Annotated in this window: 26 protein-coding genes and 1 pseudogene; 11 read left to right on the top strand and 16 right to left on the bottom strand. The window is 61.9% G+C overall.

Features of this window, described 5'->3' with window-relative positions; translation table 11 throughout:
- The 6 genes and pseudogenes from QZ326_RS03870 to QZ326_RS03845 form a co-directional block, all read right to left on the bottom strand.
- A pseudogene (locus QZ326_RS03870) lies at positions 1-265 on the bottom strand (ABC transporter permease); the annotation flags it as partial.
- An 8-nt stretch (positions 266-273) separates the two neighbouring features.
- Positions 274-945 carry an ABC transporter ATP-binding protein gene (locus tag QZ326_RS03865; RefSeq protein WP_295741389.1) on the bottom strand — a complete coding sequence of 224 codons (672 nt, stop codon included), beginning with the start codon at positions 943-945 and terminating at the stop codon, positions 274-276.
- 300 nt (positions 946-1,245) lie between these two features.
- Complete coding sequence (locus QZ326_RS03860; RefSeq protein ID WP_295741386.1) at positions 1,246-2,079, bottom strand: helix-turn-helix domain-containing protein; 834 nt, start codon at positions 2,077-2,079, stop codon at positions 1,246-1,248.
- A gap of 145 nt (positions 2,080-2,224) precedes the next feature.
- Entirely contained in the window at positions 2,225-2,887 is a 663-nt protein-coding gene (locus tag QZ326_RS03855) for a hypothetical protein (protein WP_295741385.1), read from the bottom strand.
- On the bottom strand, positions 2,884-3,441 hold the full coding sequence (locus QZ326_RS03850) for an RNA polymerase sigma factor (RefSeq protein ID WP_295741382.1): 558 nt from the start codon (positions 3,439-3,441) through the stop codon (positions 2,884-2,886). Before QZ326_RS03850 ends, QZ326_RS03855 begins: the two co-directional genes overlap by 4 nt.
- Positions 3,442-3,616: 175 nt before the next feature.
- Positions 3,617-4,279 (bottom strand): hypothetical protein, encoded by a 663-nt coding sequence (locus QZ326_RS03845; RefSeq protein WP_295741380.1) that lies wholly within the window; start codon positions 4,277-4,279, stop codon positions 3,617-3,619.
- Positions 4,280-4,596: 317 nt separating this feature from the next.
- Here QZ326_RS03845 and thyX point away from each other — a divergent pair, with 317 nt between their 5' ends.
- The 7 genes from thyX (at position 4,597) to QZ326_RS03810 (ending at position 9,591) form a co-directional block, all read left to right on the top strand.
- Positions 4,597-5,250 (top strand): FAD-dependent thymidylate synthase, encoded by a 654-nt coding sequence (gene thyX / locus QZ326_RS03840; protein ID WP_295741377.1) that lies wholly within the window; start codon positions 4,597-4,599, stop codon positions 5,248-5,250.
- A 133-nt stretch (positions 5,251-5,383) separates the two neighbouring features.
- The gene (locus QZ326_RS03835) at positions 5,384-5,686 is read left to right on the top strand and encodes an RNA polymerase sigma factor (protein WP_295741372.1); all 303 of its coding nucleotides are present in this window, start codon (positions 5,384-5,386) and stop codon (positions 5,684-5,686) included.
- The gene (locus QZ326_RS03830; protein WP_295741370.1) at positions 5,683-6,189 is read left to right on the top strand and encodes a hypothetical protein; all 507 of its coding nucleotides are present in this window, start codon (positions 5,683-5,685) and stop codon (positions 6,187-6,189) included. The genes QZ326_RS03835 and QZ326_RS03830 overlap by 4 nt, the downstream gene beginning before the upstream one ends.
- Entirely contained in the window at positions 6,131-6,517 is a 387-nt protein-coding gene (locus QZ326_RS03825) for a hypothetical protein (RefSeq protein WP_295741368.1), read from the top strand. Before QZ326_RS03830 ends, QZ326_RS03825 begins: the two co-directional genes overlap by 59 nt.
- Complete coding sequence (locus tag QZ326_RS03820) at positions 6,507-6,812, top strand: hypothetical protein (RefSeq protein WP_295741365.1); 306 nt, start codon at positions 6,507-6,509, stop codon at positions 6,810-6,812. Before QZ326_RS03825 ends, QZ326_RS03820 begins: the two co-directional genes overlap by 11 nt.
- Positions 6,813-7,081: 269 nt before the next feature.
- Complete coding sequence (locus QZ326_RS03815) at positions 7,082-8,980, top strand: BMP family ABC transporter substrate-binding protein (protein WP_295741363.1); 1,899 nt, start codon at positions 7,082-7,084, stop codon at positions 8,978-8,980.
- The gene (locus tag QZ326_RS03810) at positions 8,977-9,591 is read left to right on the top strand and encodes a metallophosphoesterase (protein WP_295741360.1); all 615 of its coding nucleotides are present in this window, start codon (positions 8,977-8,979) and stop codon (positions 9,589-9,591) included. The genes QZ326_RS03815 and QZ326_RS03810 overlap by 4 nt, the downstream gene beginning before the upstream one ends.
- Before the next feature lie 95 nt (positions 9,592-9,686).
- Here QZ326_RS03810 and cdd read toward each other — a convergent pair whose 3' ends face one another.
- The 7 genes from cdd to QZ326_RS03775 all read right to left on the bottom strand — a co-directional run bounded on the left by cdd (position 9,687) and on the right by QZ326_RS03775 (position 14,659).
- The gene (gene cdd / locus QZ326_RS03805; protein WP_326171769.1) at positions 9,687-10,136 is read right to left on the bottom strand and encodes a cytidine deaminase; all 450 of its coding nucleotides are present in this window, start codon (positions 10,134-10,136) and stop codon (positions 9,687-9,689) included.
- Positions 10,096-10,698: a hypothetical protein gene (locus tag QZ326_RS03800; protein ID WP_295741354.1), complete on the bottom strand. Its 603-nt coding sequence runs from the start codon at positions 10,696-10,698 to the stop codon at positions 10,096-10,098. Before QZ326_RS03800 ends, cdd begins: the two co-directional genes overlap by 41 nt.
- A 10-nt stretch (positions 10,699-10,708) precedes the next feature.
- Positions 10,709-11,947: a polysaccharide deacetylase family protein gene (locus QZ326_RS03795; protein ID WP_295741351.1), complete on the bottom strand. Its 1,239-nt coding sequence runs from the start codon at positions 11,945-11,947 to the stop codon at positions 10,709-10,711.
- 157 nt (positions 11,948-12,104) lie between these two features.
- A complete protein-coding gene (spoVAE, locus tag QZ326_RS03790; RefSeq protein ID WP_295741349.1) occupies positions 12,105-12,461 on the bottom strand; it encodes a stage V sporulation protein AE in 357 nt (118 codons plus the stop codon).
- Between the two features lie 224 nt (positions 12,462-12,685).
- On the bottom strand, positions 12,686-13,420 hold the full coding sequence (fabG, locus tag QZ326_RS03785; RefSeq protein ID WP_295741347.1) for an elongation factor P 5-aminopentanone reductase: 735 nt from the start codon (positions 13,418-13,420) through the stop codon (positions 12,686-12,688).
- Positions 13,417-13,929, bottom strand: a complete 513-nt coding sequence (locus QZ326_RS03780; RefSeq protein ID WP_295741344.1) for a hypothetical protein — start codon at positions 13,927-13,929, stop codon at positions 13,417-13,419. Before QZ326_RS03780 ends, fabG begins: the two co-directional genes overlap by 4 nt.
- Positions 13,898-14,659, bottom strand: coding sequence for an EFR1 family ferrodoxin (locus QZ326_RS03775; protein WP_295741341.1), 762 nt, complete (start codon positions 14,657-14,659; stop codon positions 13,898-13,900). The genes QZ326_RS03780 and QZ326_RS03775 overlap by 32 nt, the downstream gene beginning before the upstream one ends.
- A gap of 373 nt (positions 14,660-15,032) precedes the next feature.
- Here QZ326_RS03775 and QZ326_RS03770 point away from each other — a divergent pair, with 373 nt between their 5' ends.
- The 4 genes from QZ326_RS03770 to QZ326_RS03755 all read left to right on the top strand — a co-directional run bounded on the left by QZ326_RS03770 (position 15,033) and on the right by QZ326_RS03755 (position 18,411).
- Positions 15,033-15,899 carry a DegV family protein gene (locus QZ326_RS03770; protein ID WP_295741338.1) on the top strand — a complete coding sequence of 289 codons (867 nt, stop codon included), beginning with the start codon at positions 15,033-15,035 and terminating at the stop codon, positions 15,897-15,899.
- A 287-nt stretch (positions 15,900-16,186) separates the two neighbouring features.
- The gene (gene sdaAB, locus QZ326_RS03765) at positions 16,187-16,855 is read left to right on the top strand and encodes an L-serine ammonia-lyase, iron-sulfur-dependent subunit beta (RefSeq protein WP_295741335.1); all 669 of its coding nucleotides are present in this window, start codon (positions 16,187-16,189) and stop codon (positions 16,853-16,855) included.
- Between the two features lies 1 nt (position 16,856).
- Positions 16,857-17,732, top strand: a complete 876-nt coding sequence (gene sdaAA / locus QZ326_RS03760; RefSeq protein ID WP_295741332.1) for an L-serine ammonia-lyase, iron-sulfur-dependent, subunit alpha — start codon at positions 16,857-16,859, stop codon at positions 17,730-17,732.
- A gap of 25 nt (positions 17,733-17,757) precedes the next feature.
- The gene (locus QZ326_RS03755) at positions 17,758-18,411 is read left to right on the top strand and encodes an SMI1/KNR4 family protein (RefSeq protein ID WP_295741330.1); all 654 of its coding nucleotides are present in this window, start codon (positions 17,758-17,760) and stop codon (positions 18,409-18,411) included.
- A gap of 396 nt (positions 18,412-18,807) precedes the next feature.
- Here QZ326_RS03755 and QZ326_RS03750 read toward each other — a convergent pair whose 3' ends face one another.
- The 3 genes from QZ326_RS03750 to QZ326_RS03740 form a co-directional block, all read right to left on the bottom strand.
- Positions 18,808-20,067, bottom strand: a complete 1,260-nt coding sequence (locus QZ326_RS03750; protein ID WP_295741327.1) for a dicarboxylate/amino acid:cation symporter — start codon at positions 20,065-20,067, stop codon at positions 18,808-18,810.
- A gap of 74 nt (positions 20,068-20,141) precedes the next feature.
- Entirely contained in the window at positions 20,142-20,981 is an 840-nt protein-coding gene (gene dapF, locus QZ326_RS03745) for a diaminopimelate epimerase (protein WP_295741324.1), read from the bottom strand.
- Positions 20,982-21,265: 284 nt separating this feature from the next.
- Entirely contained in the window at positions 21,266-21,850 is a 585-nt protein-coding gene (locus tag QZ326_RS03740) for a helix-turn-helix domain-containing protein (protein WP_295741322.1), read from the bottom strand.
- Between the last annotated feature and the right edge of the window lie 287 nt (positions 21,851-22,137).

Here is a 22,137-nt window from a genome sequence, read left to right as displayed (position 1 = left end):
AGTCCCCTTGAATCAGCGGGTCCGTCCGCATTTCCTCCACCTGCTCCCAGGTGAGCTCCTTGATGGTGCCGTGGAAGTCGCCTCCCGCCTGGCGGAAGTTCTCCTGCTGGAAGGAGTAATTGATGGAGGCGGCAATGGTGAAGAGGGATGTGAACAAAACCGTAGTCAGGGCGATGGCCAGCACGGCCACGATATTCCGGGTCCGGGCCGCCGCCATGGCCCGGAAGCCCAGGCGGCGGATGCACTTGCCGTTGGAAACTTTCATCATGGCCCTCACCCCCGCACCACAATGCGGCCGTCTTCGATGCGGATGATGCGGTTTGCCATCTGGGCGATCTCCTCGTTGTGGGTAATCATGACGATGGTCTGGCTGAACTTCTGGCTGGTGGTTTTCAGCAGGCTCATAACATCCAGGCTGGTGGCGCTGTCCAGATTTCCGGTGGGCTCGTCGGCCAGGATGATGGCGGGCTTGGCCGCCAGGGCCCGGGCGATAGCCACCCGCTGCTGCTGGCCGCCGGAGAGGTTGTTGGGCAGGCTCCGCAGCTTGCTCTCCAGGCCCAGTGTCTCTATAATCTCGCCCACATACCCCTTGTCGGGACGTCCGCCGTCCAGCTGGATGGGCAGGACGATGTTCTCGTATACATTCAAAACCGGCACCAGGTTGTAGTTCTGGAACACAAAGCCGATCTTCCGGCGGCGGAAGATGGTCAGCTCCTCGTCTTTCAAAGAGAAGATATTCCGCCCGTCCACGGAGACGGTGCCGCTGGTGGGGCGGTCCAAGCCGCCCAGCATATGCAGCAGGGTGGACTTGCCGGAGCCGGAGGTGCCCACCACCGCCGCGAACTCCCCTTGCTCCACGCTGAGGTCCACACCGTCCAGGGCCCGGACCTCCGCGTCCCCGGCGCCGTAGATCTTCCGCAGGTCCTTTGTCTCTAAAACGCTCATGTGAAATTACCTCCATTGGGAAAAAGTCTGTATGCCTTTCGACCATACAGACTGTAACACAGAAATCTTTCCACAATCTTTCTCAAATCTAACAGTTTTGCAAGATTTGCAGGGCGGGGGCTTTCAGGGGGAGGGGTTCTTTCAAGGAAGAAGGGCTCTTTCCGGGAGAATAGCCCGCACAGGGGTGCGGGCCCCACAGGAGAGTGCCTGATTCTATTGCGGCCCATCTCCCGGCGGTGCAATCTATCAAGAGAATCCGGCACTGATCTGCGGAACCTGCGGCCCTGTGCAGACCTCCCGCTATCCCTGAGAATCCCTGTGCCGCAGCACATAGTCCGCCAGGAAGCAGACCGCGGCCAGGACCAGGGTGAAAAGGCTGTCCCCATAGAGGGCCCTGCCGCCGGTGAGTGCGCCGGTGACGGCGTTGATAAACAGGCTCAGGGCCGCCGTTAGCAGCAGGACGGTTCCCGCGGCGGACAGCCTGCAGCGCCGGAGCCTCCGCCACACCGCCCAGGCGGCCCAGAGATACAGCGCCGCCGCCGGGACGATGGGCAGGCCGAAGCGGAACACCCGGGGGTCCCCCAGCAGCCGGCCCAGCAGATAGAGGTAGGGCAGGACGGCGGCGGACAGCGCGGCCAGGGCCAGGGGCAGGGTGTGACGCCGGGCGGTCAGCAGCGGCAGCAGCACCGCCCAGGCAAGCAGCAGGGAGATGTCCACAATGAGGGACCAGGACAGGCCTTTATTCAGGGCGGTGTCGCAGATCCAGCACACCGCCGCCGCCAGCAGAAACGTGCCGCTGGCCCCCGCGAAGAGCCACAGCCGCAGCCTCTCCCGCCGCTGGGAGGCGGTTTTCTGGGTGTAAGACAAAATGTCCCCCGCCGTGTCCCGGGGCGGGGCCTCCTGCGCCTGCGGCGGGGCCTTTTGTACCCGGATTCCTCCCAGCAGCTCCGTGGCGGAGACGCCCAACGCCTCCGCCAGGGGCAACAGCAGCGCCACGTCCGGCAGGCTGGCGCCCAGCTCCCACTTGCTGACGGCCTTGTCCGTGACGTTCAGCAGGCTGGCCAGCTCCTTCTGGGTCATATGGCGGTCCTTGCGCAGCTGGCGGATGAAGGGACCGATCTTCTCGTTTTCCATGGTGGTTCCTCCCTTGCGGATTTGAATGTCATGGCCTGATTGTAAGGGATTTTCAAGGGATTTGCAATCCACGGGCAGGGGAAGGGGGAAAAGTCAACCGGCGGTAGAGTAAAAAAAGGGGCCGCCCCGCCGGGGCGGCCGTCTGTCACGAGAGAATATTGTCCACCACAACCCGGATGTCCCGGACGCTGCCCTCCAACTGCTCATAGAGGGCCCGGGTCTCCTCTGTAAACTGCACGTCGCTGGCTTCGAAGAGGAGATAGGTCCGCTCCTCGGTGGCCAGCAGGTACCGGACCCCGGTGAACTCGGTGAACGCGCCCCAGTCGCTGTCCGGAAGCTGCTCCGCCGTCAGGGCCTTAGGGATGCTGAAGATGTAGAAGAGCATTCCTCCGCTGAAGGGGTTCCGGTCCAGCTCCTCCGGCCACTCCATGCCTCCCGCGGCCCACTCCGCCCGGGCCTGGGCCAGGGCGGCCTCCCGGACCTGGGGACAGACCACCACGTACTGTCCCTCCCACTCCACCAGCTCATAAAGCCCCTTCCAGCTGTCCGGCAGGATCAGCGTCAGGCCCAGCTCCTCCAGGACCAGCGCCTCCTGCTCTGCCGGCACCTCCACCACGGTCTCCCGGCCAAAGGCCAGGGCCCCGGTGGTAAAGCTGGCGGCCATCAGGGCGACGACCGCCGCCAAGGCCGCCAGACGGCGCAGGAAGGTCCTCCTGCGGCGGGCGGCGTAGTTGGGCGCCTCCCCCGCCTGCTGGATCAATTTCTCATCCACGTTTCCGATGCGGTCCGAAAACTGCCGTCCGTTCATAGCTCAATTCCCTCCTGTTCCAAGTGCTGCCGCAGCTTCTGCCGGGTGCGGCTGAGCATGGACTTCACCTTGCTCTCGCCAAACCCCGTGCGGCGGCAGATGTTCTCAATAGACATGAAATACCAGTAGCGCAGTAGAAAAACGGTTCTCTTTTCCTCCTCCTGCCTCCAGAGGAAGTCCTCAATGACCTGTTCGATCCGGCGGTTTTCCAGCTCCGTCTCCACGCTCTCCCGGCCGGAGACGCAGCCCTCCAGCTCCTCCAGAGAGCGGACGGCCTCCGGACTGCGCCGCTGGGCAGTGACATAGTCGTATCGCTTCAGCGCCAGATTTCGGGCCACGCGGCCCACATAGGCCGCCAGCCGGCTGGGCCGCCGGGGCGGAATGGCGTTCCACAGCCCCAGCCAGGTGTCGTTGACGCACTCCTCGCCGTCCTCGGGGCTTACCAGGATGCTCCCCACAATGGACCGGCACAGCCTGCCGTATTTATCGGACGTCGCCCGAATGGCCTCCTCTTCTCTGGCCCAGTACAGTTCTATGATTTTCTGATCCTCCATTCTCTGCCTCCTCTCTTTGCTTTTGAAGCGCGCTCTTCACTTATGTATGTACGCATTTGCGGTCCTGGGGTCGCAGCGGCCCCGGGAAAATTTTCAACAGCAAAACCCGGGCCCTCTTTTCAAGGGCCCGGGTCCTGAGATACAGAGACAGCTGGGGGACGCATGCCCGCAGCGGTTACTTTCCGCAGTAGCGCCGCAGGCCGCAGTTGTAGAGCGCCGCCATTCGGGGCTCCCGCACGGGCTCGGCCCGCTCGCTCTCCCCGTCCTGGAGATACCAGGCGTCACCGTTGGTGCGCAACACCGGCTCCAGCGCTTTCAGGGTGTAGGTGTCCAGCTGGAGGCTGCCCCGGTTCCACACCCGCAGCACGTTGGGGATGTCCACGTCCGACGGGGAGTCGATGATGGCCAGCCGCAGCTCCTCGATGTATGCGCCGCCAAAGCGCTGCTCGATCTTCACGTCCTCAAAGCCACTGTCGTAAAAGGCCTCCAGGGCCAGCCCCAGGTCTGTGTTGTTCCACACCGGGGCGATGAGGTGGGTCTCGCTGAGCTGAACCCGCTTCTTCCCCACAGGAGGAATGCTGGACAGGGGGATCAGGTCGTCCAGTACAAAAGGGGAGGTCCTGGTCTTGGGCAGAAAGATCCGGGCGGCGCTGTCAGCAGTCAGGCTGGCCAGCAGCGCGTGAATGGCCCAGTCCAGAAACAGGTCGAAATTCCGCCCGGAGGTCTTGCAGCGCTGGGCGCCGGCGTTCAAAAACTTTGACAAGGACTCGTAGTCCGTCAGCCCCATGGGGGGCATAGGGCCCTCGTACAGGGATTTCAAGCGGTTTGGTACCAGCATAGAATAAACCTCCTAAAAGAGAGCCGGAAGGACCCGGCGAAAGTGCTTTTGAAAAAACTGCCGCCTCAGGAAAATAACGGCACTGCCGGTATTGTATCACAACAGATGTCGAAAAACAACCAAAACCGTCTCCTTCGGGTCTGAAAATTGATGGAATGGCGGAGCAGAGCAGGTTTCGCCGTCAGGGATCCGGCGGATTTTCCGGGGAGAGCAGCGGCGCAGAGGCGGCGTTTCACCAATTTTCCTCCCAAGACCTTGCCTGAGAGAAAAAATTAAATTATAATAGGAAGAAACATGAATGTAAGGAGAGAATCAAAATGATTATCCAAAAACCCACGGTGGAGTTGCTCAGCACGGAGCCCTATGGGGACATGCTCCGGCGCATCGAGCGCATCGGCCGTGTCTGCTATAAGAGCGAGGACCGGATCGAGGAGGGGTCGGCGGAGAAGTTTATCCGGGGGATCATCCGCCGGGGCCACGAGTCCGTCATCGAGCACGGGAGCATCACTGTGAAATTCATCTGCGACCGGGGCGTGACCCATGAGATCGTCCGCCACCGCATCGCCAGCTACTCCCAGGAGAGCACCCGGTACTGCAACTATGTGAAAGAAAAATTCGGCCGCCAGATCACCTGCATCGACCTGGCCACCGGCTTCCGCTACGACCTGAATAACGAGAGCGACCGGAAAAAGTACGACGTGTGGCAGCAGGCCATGGAGAACGCCGAACGCAGCTACTTCCAGATGATCGAGCTGGGGGCCACCCCCCAGGAGGCCCGTTCCGTCCTGCCCAACTCCCTGAAAACGGAGCTGGTAACCACCATGGACCTGCGGGAGTGGCGGCACTTCTTCCGCCTGCGGGCGGACACGGCGGCCCATCCCCAGTGCCGGGAGGTGGCGTGCATGCTGCTGGACCGGTTCGCGAGGGAGTACCCCGTGTTCTTTGAGGACCTGCTGGAAACTGAAGAATAAGCGTGCGCCGTCCTCTGTCTTTCAGAGGGCGGCGCTTTTCCGTTTTTGGTTTTTGGAATTTGAAATTTTTTTCAAACCTGCTGTCACATCCTGCCGGGGTGGACCGTCGCAGTGTACAGAGGGAGGCGGAGACATGCTGATTTATTTACAGGCTCTGGACAGCCCTGAGGACCGGACGCGGTTCGAGGCGCTGTATACGGCCTACCGGGGACTGGTGTACCATGTGGCCTACGGGATCGTGAAAAATGAACAGGACGCGGAGGACGCGGTGCACATGGCCTTCCTCAGTCTGGCGGAGCACAGCCTGCCGCAGTCCCTGGGGCCCCGGACCCGGTGCCTGGCGGCGACGGTTGCGGAGCGGGAGGCCATCGGCCTCTACCGGGCCAGGCGGCGGCGGTTCACGGCGGAGCTGACAGAGAGAGGGGAGGCCGTATGAGAATTACGGACGAGATGCTGTACGCGGCGGCGGAGGCAGCGGAGCGGTATCTGGACACCCTGCCGGGGCAGACGGACTGCACCCACGCGTTTTCCCCGGCCTTTGAGGAGAAACTGCAGTTCCTGCTGCCCCGGCGGAGGAAAAAGAAGCTCTGGAAGCGAATCATCCTGCTGGCGGCGGCGGTGGCCCTGCTGGGCACGGCGGTGTACGCCAACCAGCCGGAGGACTATCAGGACCGGGCCGCAGCCCGGGACGGCATCCTCACCTACAGCGCCCGGCCCCAGGTACAGGCGGGGGACCTGTGCCTTGCCTGCGGGGAGGCGGACATCGCCCTCTTCGGCATGGAGCGGATGGCTTCCGGCGAGAAGCTAGACAGCGGAAAACGGAGTGGAGATTCCCGCTGTACTGACCTATACCGGCGAGAAGGGAGCGGCTCACTACTACGTGGAGGCGGAGACCATCGGGGACATTCTGGATGTGTCCATGGGGGCGGAGTACAATGAGAAGCTGAACTGTATGGACTTTGGCGCCCAGTATCTCCGCGATGAACAGGGTGAACTGCTGCTGAAACAAACGGACGAGGGGATCATGGAGAATATCTGGTGGACCAGCGAGCCTCTTTGTGACTTTGATATGCATCAGATTGAGATCAACGGAAAGTCCATATGGGTGACAGATGATACGCTTGTGACACCGGGTAACGATTCAGTGGTGGTAACCACCCCCCAAAACGCCGGAAGAGCTGGAATGGGAAAATGCCCGGTGGGACAGGGACATCCAGTCCACACCGCTGAAACCCGAATACGGCGTAACCTGCGGCATGTTCACTGAGGCGGACCCAGCGGAGATGGACCTGGGCAGCTGGTCCGGCACCGCCATAAAGGACCAGTTCCCTGAGAGCAGCGAGAGCAGCCTGGAGCGGACCTTTGCCTTTACGCCGTACCTGGGAGAATATGCGGCCATCACCATTGAGAACACCGGGATATCAGACGTACAGATTGAAATCACCAGGCCTGATACCGTGGGCAGCTGCTCCGACAAGTTCGGCACCGTGCGGGTCCCCGCGGGCCAGAAGCTGACCCGGGCTTTCCGGATCAATCCGGACTGCCTCTTGAGAATCAGCTGACCTTGCACGCCCGGGCCATGGCCGACACGCCGGCCCAGGTCAAGCTGACCGCCGAGCAGTACCGCTTCGGCAGTAAATACCATTCTCCGGCAAAAGGGGGCCGCGCCGCGGGCGCGGCCCCTCCCTCGTCCCCCCTCCGTCAAAACAGCCGGATTTTCCCTCCGCCGCCCCGCGAAATTTGGATTGAAAAACGTCAAAGAATCCTTGTATTCCGCCGAAAAATCCGATAGAATCATAGGGAAGCAAACGATTAAACAGGAGGCGATCCTATGAGCCGGCAGGAGGCCGCGACACAATACGCCGCCGCGCTGAAACAGGGCCGCAAGACCTATCACGACTGCGTGCTCCGGGGGCGGTATCCCTATCCCCAGGTGCTGGACGAGATCATCAGCGAGACCATGGTGGCCGGGCAGATGGACCTGGGCGTGGTGGAGATCCCCATCGACCAGATCAAGGGCACCAAAACGGCGGGGCGGCGCACCGCTTTTGCCGCGGACTTCATGCCCCTGCTGGACCCGGACACGGAGTTCGCCTCCAAGTGGATGGACCTCTGTGCGGCTCACCTGGGAGATGAGGGCATCCGGGAGCCCATCCGCTGCTTTGAGTACCTGGGCCGCTTCTATGTGCAGGAGGGCAACAAGCGGGTCAGCGTCCTCAAGAGCTACGGCGCACCGGTGATCTCCGGCTATGTGACCCGGATGGTGCCCATATGGTCGGAGGACCCGGAGATCCAGGCCTATTACGACTTCATGGAGTCCTATCCGCAGACGAAGCTCTACCGGGTGCGGTTCAGCCGGACCGGCAGCTTCCAGAAGCTCCAGAAGGCCCTGGGGTATGAGCCGGACCACGTGTGGACCGACGATGAGCGGCGGCGCTTCACCGCCGGGTATACCTACTTTCAGGAGCCCTTCCGGAAGCTGGGGGGCGGGGAGCTTCCCATCACCACGGCGGACGCCCTGCTGGTGTGGCTGAAGGTCTATGACTTTGACCAGCTGGTGTCTCTCTCCACCGCAGAGCTCACAAAGAGCATCAAGGCCGTGTGGGCGGATATCAAGGCCCTGACAGAGCCCATCGAGGTCAAAACCGACGCGCCGGAGCCCAAGGACAGCAGTTTCCTGGGCCGCCTCTTCAAGGGCAAGCCCACCCACCTCAACGTGGCGTTCATCAGCGACCAGCTGCCAGAGCACAGCGACTGGGCCCGGGCTCACGACCTGGGACGGCAGTATCTGGAGGCCGTCATGGGGGACCGGGTGACCACCCAGGTGTTCAACGGCGCTCACACCGGCGGCGGGGCTGAGGCCGCCATGGAGGCCGCCACCGAAAACGGGGCCCAGCTGATTTTCGCCGTCACGCCGCCCCTGATCGGGGCCTGCCGGAAGACAGCGGCCCAGCATCCGGACGTGCGTGTGTTCAACTGCTCCGTCTCCATGCCCTACGCCGGTGTGCAGACTTACTACAGCCGCATCTACGAGGGGAAATTTATCGCCGGGGCCATTGCCGGTGCCATGAGCCGGGACGGGCGCATTGGATATGTGGCCTCCAGCCCCATTTTCGGCGTGCCCGCCAGCATCAACGCCTTTGCCCAGGGGGCCCAGCTTACCAACCCTGACGCACACATCCTCCTCCGCTGGTCCTGCGTGGAGGAGGACGCCATGGAGGACCTGGCCCGGCAGGGGGTCTCCCTGATCTCCAACCGGGACATCCCCACGCCGGACCGCATCCGGGAGCCCTGGGGGCTGTGCCGGGTGGAAAACGGGAAATTCCACGCCCTGGCCTCGCCCTACTGGCACTGGGGAAATGTGTACACCAACCTGGTCCGGGGCGTCTTCAACGGCGGCTGGGACGCCCTGAGTCCCCGGGGAAGCCAGGCCGTCAACTACTGGTGGGGCATGAACAGCCGTGCCATCGACATCCTGTTGGCGGACGACCTGCCTGCCGGCGTCCGAAAGCTGGCGGAGATCCTCCGCCGGGGGATTATCGACGGGTCCATCCAGCCCTTCCAGGGGGCCACCACGGAGGAAATTCTCCACATGGACCAGCTCAGCGGCTGTGTGGAGGGGAGCATCCCCGCCTATGAAGACCTGCTGCCCATGGCCCGGTCCATCGTCCGGCTCCAGGGCGTCTACCGGGAGGACATTCCTCCGGAGAAGGAGGACCCCATCCTGTGAAGCTGCTGCTGATTTCCGACAAGGAGTGTCCCGCCCTCTGGGACTATTACCGGCCCGGGCGGCTGGACGGCGTGGACATGATTCTCTCCTGCGGGGATTTGAGCTCCAAGTACCTCTCGTTTCTTGTAACCATGGGCGGAGTCCCCCTGATCTATGTCCACGGCAACCACGACATGACCTACGACCAGCACCCGCCGGAGGGGTGCGACTGCGCGGAGGACCGCATTCTCCGGGTCAAGGGCCTGCGGATTTTGGGGCTGGGAGGGAGCTACCTGTACAGCGGCGGCCCCCACCAGTACACCGAGCGGCAGATGGAAGCCCGTATCCAGCGGCTGCGGTTCCGGCTGTGGCGCAGCGGCGGCGTGGACATCGTGCTGGCCCATTCCCCTATCCTGGGCTACGGCGACGGAGAGGACTACGCCCACCAGGGCTTCTCCTCTCTCCTGCGCCTGGTGGACAAGTACCAGCCAAAGTACCTGATCCACGGCCACGTCCACGCCAACTACGGAGCCGACCTGCCCCGGGTCCTCCGGCGGGGGGAGACCACCATTATCAACGCCTACGAGCGGTTTTTGCTGGATACGGACGCCCCGCCCCGGCCCGACGCGTGACACCCTTCCAAAAACTGAGCGAACGCCCCGGTCAGGGCGCTCGCTCAGTTTTTTAATCAGGCTTTCAGCGGCTATGGGTTCCAAGTGCGCCGCCGTTACTCCAGAAACTCCGGGCCGAAGCTGTGGGGCAGCAGCTCGGGCAGGGTAAAGGACCGCTCCTCCCCCGCGCCGTTGAGACAGATGACCTCCAGCTCCGGGGCAAACTCCCGCATTACCTGGCGGCAGATGCCGCAGGGGGTGCAGAAGTCCTCCCCCTGCCCGGCGATGACGATGCGGCGGAAACGGGTGTGTCCCTCCGCCACGGCGTGGGAGATGGCGTTCCGCTCGGCGCAGATCCCCGCCGGATAGGCGGCGTTCTCCACGTTGCAGCCGGTGTAAACCGTTCCCTCCTCACACTCCAGCGCCGCCCCCACGGGGAAGCGGGAATAGGGACAGTAGGCCCGGTCCAGCATGGATACGGCCGCGGCTTTCAGTTCCTCTCTTGTCATAGCGCTTTCCTCCTTGTTAAACTTCTCCCAGGGAGACGTACAGGACGGTACGCTCATCCGCCGTTCCCGCGTCCATGGACTTCGTATCATAATATACAACAACGCTGTGGCTCTCATCCGGCCAGTATACGTCGCAGAAATAGTCCTGCTGTTCATTGACCGTCTCTTTATGGGGCTCGCCCCAGGCGGCGTGAACCTCTTCACGGGTATGGCCCGGCAGAACGGCGGGAAGCCTGGAAGACCAACCGATGTCCTCCAACGGAGGGATTTTGGTGACCGGGCAGGAGACGTACCACACCGGGACGGTGCTGGAATCGGCTGTCCCCTGGCTCATGGGTTCCGTGTCGTAGTACAGAATGACCTGTCCGCCACTCTCCAGCTCGTAGATGTCCCCGAAGAAGCCGGAGAGCGTCCCATCCGGCTCTCCCCAGGCGTTCAAAATCTCCTGCCGGGGAAGGCCCAGCAGAACATCCTCCGCCGCCTCCCAGCCCAGGTTCGGCAGCTCCTCCGAACCGGGGAACCCCGCAGGGCCGCCCCTTCCGGCAAGGGCGCTGGCGGCCGCCGTGATGACCGCCAGCGCGGCGGCGGGAAGCGCCCGTCCCTTCAAAAACCGTCTCATATCTGCCTCCTCACTCCCAGAGGATCTCCCTCTGGGGCCGGACGTCCACGTCCATGATATCCTTGGCATCGTAAAATTGCAGGTACCGCTCCCGGGAGCGGCGGAGGGTGGTGCCGTCGGGGTGGAGGCGGTCGCAGATCACGGCGCAGAGGTCCTTTTTGATGAAGCTGAAGCTCTCGGTGCCCACGGAGCAGAACACCCGGAATCCCTGGCTCTGGAGGTACTGGAAGATGGGGCCGGTCTGGGTCCAGTCGTTGCCGTCGGGCCGGGCGCCGTGGGGGTAGTACAAAATCGGCGTCTCCCCCACCAGGGAGCCCACCTCGTCAAGCCACTTCTCCGTGTCCGCCGTCACCACATCCAGGGACTTTTTAGCCAGGTTGATGTGGCCCCAGGTGTGGCTCCCGAAGGTCCAGCCGGTGCGCTTGAGCTCGGCGATGATGGGCTTCACCGCCTCCCGCTCCCTCTGGCGGTTGGCCTCATGCTCGGGGGACTGGTCCTCCTTCTCCGTCTGGGTACGGTAGCCCAGAATGCCGCAGTACCCTGTGAGACTCAGGCTGGCCTTGGCGCCGAAGGGGGAGAAATCCGGATGCTCCTCCACGAATTTGTCCAGCATGGGGATGGCGTCCAGGTCCCGGCTGACCACCTCGCCGCCCTCCGGGTCCTTGCCCCAGGAGGTGATTTTGCCGTCATCGCCGATGATGAGCTTATAAGTAAAGCCGTTTTCCAGCATGTAGGGGTAGTAATTGGTATCGTCGTAGGAGAAGATCACCGGCTTTTTCCCCTCGGGGAGATACAGGGTGTTGCGGACCATTTGAGGCTGGCCGTCCTCCCCCTCCGTCTCGCTCCACACATCGCCGATGTCCACCAGCACATAGCCTTTGTCGTAGACGCTCTGGAGGATCTTGGTGAACTCGTCCGCCGTGACCATGTAGTCGTCAATGCCGTCGGCCTGGGCGTCGCCGTCGAAGGCCAGCTCCGGGTATGCCACCACGGGGTGGAAGAACAGGTGCTCCACGATGCCGTCCCACGCGGCGTAGGGCACGCCGTCCCGGCTGCCGCCATCCGGCATCACGGCAGGGTCCAAAATCTCGTAGGGTTCGGGTTCAGGCTCCGGTTCGGGCTCGGGGGTCTCATCCTGGACAGGGGGCGCGGGGTCCTCCGGCGGCGGGGCTTCGGAGGGCGTCTGGCCGCAGGCGCTCAGGGACAGCAGGAGGGCCAGCAGAAGGAGAAGGGCAGTAAAACGGGGCATCGAAAAAACGTCCTTTCTGTCGAATTTTCTGACAAATACAGTATGACAGAAACGGCGGCAAAAAGAACCACAAAAAAGTGACAAAAAAAATACAAAATTCAAGTGATTTGTTACAATTGTCAAAAGGCCGCCGGACTTCCTCCGGCGGCCCGCCGGTTTACCGCTTGTCTCCCGGCTTGAAGAGCAGCGCCATGACCACACCCGCCGTCACCGCCATGGTAATGCCGCCGGCGGTGGCGCTGAGACCGCCGGTGAGGATCCCCAGCCAGCCCTGTTCGCCCACGGCCTTTTTCACACCCTTGGCCAGGGCGTGGCCGAAGCCGGTGAGGGGCACCGTGGCCCCGGCGCCGCCCCAGTCCGCCAGGGGCTGGTACAGCCCCAGGGCGCTGATCAGCACCCCGGCCACCACGTAGCCCGTCAGGATGCGGGCGGGGGTCAGCTGGGTCTTGTCAATCAGGATCTGTCCGGTGGCGCAGAGGATGCCGCCGCAAAGAAACGCGTTGAGATATTCCATATTTCTGCCTCCCATGGGATTTTTCCTCAGTGTTTCCCGGAAGCGGCAGAAATATGCTGTCCCCGCCAGGCCTTGTTTGACCGATGGCGAAATACGCAGCGGCGAGATTTTTTGCCGGTCCAGGTGATTTGACGCAGCCAAACTCTGTGCATGGCAGGGGAAATCAACGCAGGGCGGCGGAAAAGGTCCGTCGTTTGGGCGTTTTGACATTTTTCAAACAGGGCCTAGACGATAAAGCCGCCGTCGGCGGAGAGAACCTGGCCGGTGACAAACGAGGCGCCCTCCGAGGCGAAAAAGGCCACGGCGTGGGCCACGTCCTCCGGCGTGCCCAGACGGCCCACGGGCGTCTGCTCCGCCAGATCCCGCAGGGTGTCCCGTCCCAGGACCTGCACCATATCCGTGTCGATGACGCCGGGGGCCACGCAGTTCACCCGGATGCCGGAGGGGGCCAGCTCCAGGGCCAGGGAGCGGGTCAGACCGATGAGGGCCGCCTTGGTGCAGGCGTAGGCCGCCTCGCAGGAGGCGCCCCGGAGGCCCCAGATGGAGGAGATGTTGACAATGCAGCCCCGTTTCTCCGAGATCATGTGGGGCAGCACCGCCTGGATGGCGTTCCGGGCGCCCCCCAGGTTGACGCCCAGGTACCGGTCCCACAGCTCGTCGGTAATGTCCTGAAACAGGCACTGGCCCGCCACACCGGCGTTGTTCACCAGCAGCTCCACAGGGCCCAGGGTCTCCGAGGCGGCGCGGACCATCCCGTTCACGGCGGCGCGGTCTGCCACGTCGGCCTGGAAGGCCATGGCCATCCGGCCCTCGGAGCGGAGGAGGGCCACCGTCTCCTCCGCCGCCTCCCTGTGCTCCAGGTAATTGACGCAGACGGGCCAGCCCTGCCGGGCCAGTGTCAGCGCCACGGCCCGGCCGATGCCCCGGGAGGAACCGGTGACCAGTGCGGAACGATTCATAAAAGCAGTCCTTTCCTATGTTTTTTCAAGAATTGAAGCATAAAACCTGACAATTCTGTTCCTGTAATCTTCCTGTCTTTTCGGCCCGCCTCGTCAGAGGCAGGAAAATGGCTGGAATCAAAACTCTCCCACTTGGGCGTTTTGACATTTTTCAAACAGGGCCTGCTGTACCGGCTTTCCCCGCAGATTGAGACAGGGGCTCTTCCCGCCTTCCGTCCTCCCGGGGCAGCCGCCGAAATTTTTCGCCAATTGGATAGGGCAGCCCCGCTCAGATATGGAATTGTATAGTCAGCACACTTGAAAAGAATCAGAATGATTCTTTTCAACCTGGCGGCAGTAAAACTGCCGCCAGGGACTGCATAAACGGTCGTGCGTTTGACTTCATAGTCGAGGCACACGGGCAAAGCCCGTCCAGCGGGTCTTCGCCCCGCTGGTTGAACATCCGCAAATTGCGGATGTTCAAGTGCTTCAACCATATCACAAATACTTTTCAATATGGCACTGCTCATAAACCTTTTTCCCCAGCAACGTGATCGCCTGCGCAGGGCAAAAATTGACACATCGATAACACATTGTGCACCTGCCGTTTGGTATGGCCTGTCCCTTCCCCAGAGAAATATTTTTCATAGGACAGATCAACGCGCACCTTCCGCATCGGGTACACTTGTTTCCGTCAATTTTCAATCTGTCGGAATACTCTTTCGTCCTATTATAAAAATATAATCTTTGCCCGAACAGCCCTGCCATTTGACTCAAAAAACCAATCCCATCCTGGGAGGGATGGCCGCTTTTTAATTCCTGTACAGCCTTTTCAACCTTATGTCCCGCCCTCAGCACCAACTCTTGATTTTGCTCCAGGGTTCTTTTCAGTGCTTTTTCGTCACCGATGCTGTCGGGCATTCTCAAATGAAGCCCTCCTATTATAACCGCGCCATACCTGGTCAGCAGGCGGGCAAGCACTCCTGCTCCGTCTCCACTGAACAGTCCCATTGTGGCGATAATAAAGATTTTTTTGTTTTTCCAGATGCACCAATGATCAACGGTAAAGTCCTGTAATATTTTCGGAATGCTGCTGAACTGCACTGGATAGCCTATAATTATTTCCTCGTGTGCGCAAATCTCCTGCGCCGCGTTTTCCGTCTCAATGGAGCATACCTTCCCCTCCCGATCATATTCCCGCACAAACTTTTCAACACAATATTTTGTGTTTCCGGTTCCGCTGAAATAAACCCCGATCATCCGGCCGCCACCTCCATCTGGAAACTATAATCATTCTACCATACAGCGCCGGAACAATCAATATGGCCGGCAATGCGCCGGAATGATCTTTCGGCGTATTTCTCAAGCAGGACAGCGATTGGGAGGGTCCTCTTCGCGGATTTGATGCAGGGGCCGGGTCCTGTTCCGGCCTATCCGCCGGTGGCATTTTCGGGAAAACGGGCGGGGACAGATCCCCGCCCCTGCAAAGCGGCAGTCACAAAACCAAAATCGCGGACGATAAAATTTGCGGTTGGACACTCCCCAGCGATTTTCCCTCTTGCAGTTTCTGATTTTTTGTGCAATAATTGTCCCAATGCCCTGACGCATTCCTTGAAAAAATGGGAGATGACTTATGATTCCACAAAAGATCGCCCTGCTGACGGACTCCTGCGCCGACCTGTCCCCCCGCCTGGCGGAGGAAAACCACATCTACCGGGTGCCGCTGCGGATTTTGTGTGCCGATGGGGAGTACTCCGACGGCGTGGATATTTTTGGCGAGGATATCTATGCCCGCCTGCGCTCCGGAGAGCTTCCCCAGACCTCCCTGCCCTCCGGGGAGGACATTGAGAAGACCCTGCGCCAGATCGTCATGGACGGTTATGACGGCGTCATCGCCGTGATGCTCTCCAGCGGCCTGTCGGGTACTTACAATCTGGTGCGGCTGATCGGCGAGGAGTACAGGGGGATGCTGCCGGTGAAGGTGTACGACTCCCTCAGCGGGTCCCTCGGCATGGGGATGACCCTTCTCCAGCTGGCGGAGGACATCCGCGGCGGCATGGAGTGGGAGGAGCTGACAGAGCGCCGCGCACCCCAGCTGATTGCCGGGTCCCACCCCTTCTTCTCCGTGGACACCCTGGAGTACCTGCAAAAGGGCGGGCGCATCGGCAAGGTCACCGCCACGGCGGGGACGCTGCTGCAGATCAAGCCCATCATCACTTTCGCCCCTGACGGGCAGCTCCAGTCCGTGGCCAAGGTGCGGGGCCGCAGCCAGGTGATGGACAAGCTGGTGGCCATGGCGGTAAAGGCCTGCGGTGAACATAAGCGGTACAATCTGGCGGTGGCCAACGGCGGCGCGCCGGCGGAGATGGAGCTGGTGCGCCAGAAGCTGATGGCCGCTCTGCCCGACTACGACCACATCTGGGAGGGCGAGATCGACGGCACGCTCAGCGTCTATATCGGCGACGGCGTGCTGGGGGCCGCCGTACAGGTGCTGGACTGAGCATATCGCAGCGGGATGCCGAACGGCATCCCGCTTTTTTCACCCGGACGGAGCGGGGTCCCTGGTCAAGACTGCTGCCACAAAACCAAAATTGCGGATGATAAAATGCGCGGTGGACACCCTCCGGCAAAGAATGGACTTGTGAAAACAAGGCCGGTGTGGTACGCTAAAAAAGAATATTGTCAGGCGCGGAGGGCCGTCCTGCGGCGTTTTGCTGAAAATCATCCGAGAGGTCTTTTCAACCGCGCCGACTATAAACGGTGCCGGCGGCGAAAGGATTGATGGCAATGTTGGATATTTTTGATATTCTGGGCCCGGTGATGGTGGGACCCTCCAGTTCCCACACGGCGGGGGCGGTGCGCATCGGCCGGATGGCCCGGACGCTGCTGGACGCAAAACCTGTCCGGGCGGAGATCGGGCTGTACGGCTCCTTTGCCGAGACGGGGCGGGGCCACGGTACGGACCGGGCCCTGGTAGCGGGCCTTCTGGGCATGGCCCCGGACAATCTGGACGTGCCTGGCAGCTTCCGCCTGGCGGCGGAGCAGGGGCTGGCGTTTTCCTTTCGGACGGTCCAGCTGCGGGACGCCCACCCCAATACGGCAGTGCTGGATGTGACGGCGGAGGACGGCCGCCGTCTGGTGCTGCGGGCGGCCTCCACCGGCGGCGGACGCATCCGGGTGGAACAGGTCAACGGCGTCGCCGTGAACTTTACGGGGGACTTTAACACCCTGATCGTCCGCCACCACGACATCCCCGGCACCCTGGCGTCCATTGCCCGGGAGCTCAGCAAATTCCGGGTGAATGTGGCCAACATGAGCCTGTGCCGGGACCGGCGGGGCGGCGACGCCCTGATGGTGCTGGAGGCCGACCAGCGCATCTCCCCGGTGACCCGGGAGATGGTGGCGGAAATCCCCGGTGTGGAGCGGGTAACCTACTACGAGAAGGAGGCGGAATGAGATGGCCCTGGATTCCATGCAGGAGATTTTTGACGCGGCGAGGGCGGGCGGCAAACGCTTTTGGCAGGTCGTACAGGAGACGGACATGGAGGAACGGGAGGTGACGGCGGAGGCCTCCTTTGAGAGAATGCGCTCCACCTGGCGGGCTATGCTGGCGTCCGTGGAGGACTATGAGGGAGACCGGCGGTCCGTCAGCGGTCTGGTGGGAGGCGACGGAGCGCGGATGCGGGACTACACCGCCGCCGGAGATGCCCTGTGCGGGCCCTACCTCCAGGAAGTCATTGCCACAGCGCTGTGCGTGGGAGAGTCCAACGCCTGTATGCGCAGGATTGTGGCGGCTCCTACGGCGGGGGCCTGCGGCGTGCTTCCGGCGGTGCTGGTGCCCCTCTATCAGGCAGGCCGGGCAGAGGAGGACGCGCTGGTACAGGCGCTGTACGTCGCCGCCGGCATCGGCGCGGTCATCAGCTGCCGGGCCAGCATCGCCGGGGCCTCCGGCGGGTGCCAGGCGGAGATCGGCTCCGCCGCAGCCATGGCGGCGGGCGCCCTGACAGCCCTGCGGGGCGGGGACGCGGGCCAGATCGGCCATGCCGCGGCCATGGCGCTGAAAAACCTGATGGGCTTGGTCTGCGACCCCATCGCGGGCCTTGTGGAGGTGCCCTGTGTGAAGCGGAACGTCATTGGAGCGGTAAATGCCGCCGCCTGCGCGGACATGGCCCTGGCAGGCATCCAGAGCCGGGTACCGGTGGACGAGGTCATTGACTGCATGGGGGATGTGGGCCGCCGCCTCCCGGCGGAGCTGCGGGAGACGGCCCTGGGCGGTCTGGCCGCCACGCCCTCCGGCAAAAGCGTGAAGGAGTGGATGCAATGTCATCCATAGCCGCCGGGAGATTCTGGAGGACCGCATGATTTTGAAAAAACTGTTTGGCCGGGGAGGAGCGTCTCCGGTCCCTCCGGCGGCAGAGCCGCCAAGGCCCCCGGAGCCGGAGCGGGGCCCCATGCTGATTTCCGGCTTTGACACCGCGGACATCGAACCACTGGCGGCCGCCTTTGAGAAGAGGCTCAAGGCGGAGCTCCCGCCCCAGTACCGCCGCTTTCTGCTGAAATACAACGGCGGAGAGACCCCCAACACCGATTTTCACACCGGGGAGGTGTCCTCGGATCTGCGGGCGCTGTACGGCCTGGGCAGAGCGGACCCGCATTATCACTTTGACAAGCTGGGCCGCAGCCTGCACAGCTGTTTAAAACAGGGAATGCTGCCCATCGGGGAGAACGCGTGGGGCGACACCATTGCTCTGAGACTCTCCGGCGAGGGAACGGGAGGGGTGTACTTCCTCTATCACGACCGGGCTCCCCGGGACTTCATTTTCCTGACGGAGGACTTTGCAGGATTTACAGCCCTGTGCAGCAGCAAACCCCTGGGGCACATCCGCTCAGTGGAGGAGCGGGCGGAGGGCCTGAGAGCCCGGGGCAGAACGCCCACGCCGGAACTGGCCGCCATGTGGGAGAAGGAGATCGCCCATATGGAGGCCCTGCGCCAGGAGCCGCTGGAATTTTGAGACCGGAGCCCGTAAACCCGAAACGCCCCAAAAGCACTTTTCAGCGCCGGAAGCCTCTGCGGCCGCTGAAAGCGGCCGGTTTGTCTTTCTTTACAGCAGAGACAGCCGTACCCGGCAAAAGGCCTGCCAAGACGGTGTTCAGCGGTTGTGAATACCGGTTCTCGCTATATGGCCGCAAAAAAGAGGGGACTTGTGCGACAGTGAAAATGAAAAACCGAAAATTCCGGCTCACCGCCGCCCAGCTTCGGCGGACCGCTCTGGGGGCCATACTGCCGGACGGCTGAATTTTCTTTAGTATTTGGGGGAACTGTTCTAAATTCATGGCATGACAATTGAGAAAGGGCCCCCGGAACAATCGTTCTGGGGGCCCAAAAAATTAACAGAATTAGCAGAAATTCACTTTTTGGAGGTCAGGGCCCTTTGCAGCCAGTCTTTGCCGTCCACAAAGCGGGAGACGATGTAGCACACCACATAGTCCCCGGCGGCGTTGATCATGGTGGCCGGCGGGTCCACCAGGTTGCCGATGACCACCAGGATGGGGAAGGCCACCTCCATCTGGGTTGGGAAGAAGATGGAGCAGATAATGTACTCGCCGATGTAGCCGCCGCCGGGTACGCCGCTCATCCCCACGGAGCTGAGCACCGCCACCAGGACCACCGGCACCAGCATCCCCAGGGTCAGCCGCTGGCCGAACACCCCCAGGACGAAGGCGATCTTCAATACGCAGCTAAAGCAGGAGCCGTCCATGTGCATGGTGGCTCCCAGGGGCAGCACCATGTCGGATACGTCCTTGCTGATGCCGGTATCCGCCGCCTCCTCCATGTTGGTGGGGATGGTGGCAACAGAAGAGCAGGTGCCCAGAGACACCACCGCAGGCTTGGTGATATGGCGGAACATGGTTTTTACGCCGCCCTTTCCGCCGCCGAACCAGGCGAAGAGGGGCCAGGCCGTGAAGATGTAGACAAAGCACAGGGGATAGTACACCGCCATAGCCCGGGTGTAGCTCTCCGTGATCTGGGAGCCGTAGGTGGCCACCAGGTCGGCGAAGAAGCCGAAGAAGGCCACAGGGGCGTAATAGGTGACGATCTTGACGAATTTCAGCATGACGGCCGTCAGATCCCCCAGGAAGCGGGCCACCAAAGAGTCCCTGCCGCCGCTGAGGTTCACGGAGAAGCCGAAGAGCAGAGAGAACACAATCAGAGGCAGCATGGCCCGGCGGCTCAGCAGGCCCACAAAGTCGCTGGCGGTGAAGAAATTGACGATCATATCCGCCAGGGAGGCATACTCCCCCAGCTCTTCGGCGGGCAGCTCCGTCCACGCGGTGAGCACCGGAGGAAAGGCCATCATCAGCACATACATGATGACGGCGGCGACGGCGCCGGTAACCACAAAGGTCCCCACGGTGACACCCATGATCCGCCCCGCCCGCCTCCGGCTCTCCATATTGGCCACAGCGCTGGAGATGGAGGCAAACACCATGGGCACCACGATGCAGAACATCATGTTGATGAACACGGTGCCCAGGGGCCTCAGGACTGTGGCGCCGGCGCTTTCCTCCGTGGCAGGCCAGATCCGGCCCGCGGCGGCACCCAGAACCATGGCCCCCAGCATAATGGCCAGGAACGTGTAATTTTTCGCGATAGTCTTCTTCTCCATAGTGTTCCTCCTGTTTTTGAATGAAAGTGACGGGCAGGACAGGGCCACCGCGGAGGAGAATATGGCCCCCCGGATTACAGGGACAGCTCCTCGTCAGTGATCTCGCCCTTGCAGACGATGTTGGTGGGGCCGGTAAGGTAGAGGTCCGCGATGCGGTCCCCCTCCCGCTCAACGTCGATGACCAGCTCACCGCCGGGCATCCGGGCCCGGACGCCGCGGCCGGAGACCCGGCCCTGGAGGGTCAGCACCGTGACCACAGACCCGGTGCCGGTGCCGCAGGCGTAAGTGAAGTCCTCCACGCCCCGCTCGAAGGTGTGCTCGTAGATCTGGTCCTGGCCGGTGAGCTCGTAGAAATTTACATTGGCTCCCTTGGGGAAGGCGGAGTGCCAGCGGAGCTTGCGGCCCAGCTCCCGCAGCTTTTCCTGGTCCGTGTCCTGGAGGCCCTGGAAGGGCACTACCGCGTGGGGCAGGCCGGGGCTGCCCAACTCCACATAGGCGCAGGGGTAGGTCACGCCGTCCACCTCCACGGGGCAGTCCAGGCGGATGGTGGTGGGGTCGTTGAGGCGGACCCGGTAGCGGCGCCGGTCGATGCGCTGTCCGGTCACCATTCCGGCGGTGGTCTCCACCCGCTGGATCTCTCCCGCAAGCCCCGCCTCATAGCCATAGCGGCAGATACAGCGGGCGCCGTTGCCGCACATCTCCCCCATAGTGCCGTCAGAGTTGAAAAACAGCATCTTGTAGTCGCCGCCCTGAGTGGGAGCCTCCACCACCATAAAGCCGTCGGCCCCGACGGAGAGGTGCCGCTCGCACAGTGTCCGGGCCAGCCGGGGGAAATCCTCCGCCGGGAGGCGCTCCTCCAGGTTGTTCAGGATCAGGAAGTCATTGCCCGCGCCGTTCATTTTCCAAAATTTCATAAATGCCTCCGCGCGCCAGTGGCGCTCAAGTTAAGATGAAAACCTCGTTCTGTCCACGGTACGGAGGCTTTCCCCATTCTCCGCGGCCGTCTGGGGCGCGGGTCCGGTGTTGTCATCATAACTTGATTTGCCCCGGGAATCCACTGGTTTTGGCACGTTTTATTATAACAGCACTCAACACATTAAAACACTCGAAAAGGTGCCGTAAAACATGCAAATAATGCTGCAACCATAGAAAGAGCAGGCGGCGGTCCCATGGGACCGCCACCTGCGGGGCAGGAAAATTATACCGGCTGACAGAAAAGGCCGTGTTTGGAGCAATGCCACACCAGCCAGCCATGGCCGATGGCGGGGAGCCGCACCTGAAGCCCCCACTCCGGGTACTGCTTGCGGAGCATGAGGCTGTCCCCGGTCAGCAGGGCCGCGAAGGTGATGTAGTGGTCCTTTGACATGGGGTGATCGGATGTGATAAAGAGATCGTTTTCCACCGTCTCCACCGTAAGGCGGTCCGCCTCCTCCGCCTTTTGGGGCTGTGCCGCCTCCAGCCGCTTGCCGCAGCAGGAGACGGAGGCGTCCGCCATGGCGGCCACCACGTTGCCGCAGTCCGGGCAGATATAGAATGCTGTTTTTTTCATGTCTCCTCCTAACGCCTCCCGGGCCTCCAGCTCTCCGGTGAGAAGCTGGTCCAGGCCGACGTGAAAAATATCGGACAGCTCCGGCAGGAGCGACAGGTCGGGACACCCCATACCCCGCTCCCACTTGCTGACGGTCTTATCGCTGATGCCCATCTCCTCCGCCAGCTGGCGCTGGGTCAGCCCCTGCTCCCGCCGCAGGCGGCGGATCAGCTGCCCGATCTTCGTGTGGTCCATATACGCCGCACCTCCTCTTGTCCACCCCCTATTATACCGGGAACGGCGGAAAAAGCAATCTACGCTCCGTAGAGGGGACCAACTGCGGATTTTATTTCCCTTTTACCTTTCGCGGTTGATAAAGGCCTGTAAACTTTTCTTTTCGTCAAAATGACTGAATGAGCAGTTACCCATAATGAGTAACTGCCCGATAAACTGGAATTTGAATACCACGATTCTATGAGCGTCTATTGCTCACCGTAGGTTTTCTATAAAATCCTCCAAAAGCCTTAAAAACAAAGGATTTT

It is taken from the genome of uncultured Oscillibacter sp., assembly GCF_910587525.1.
Classification (GTDB): domain Bacteria; phylum Bacillota; class Clostridia; order Oscillospirales; family Oscillospiraceae; genus Oscillibacter.
This window is presented reverse-complemented; position numbering and strand designations above follow the sequence as displayed.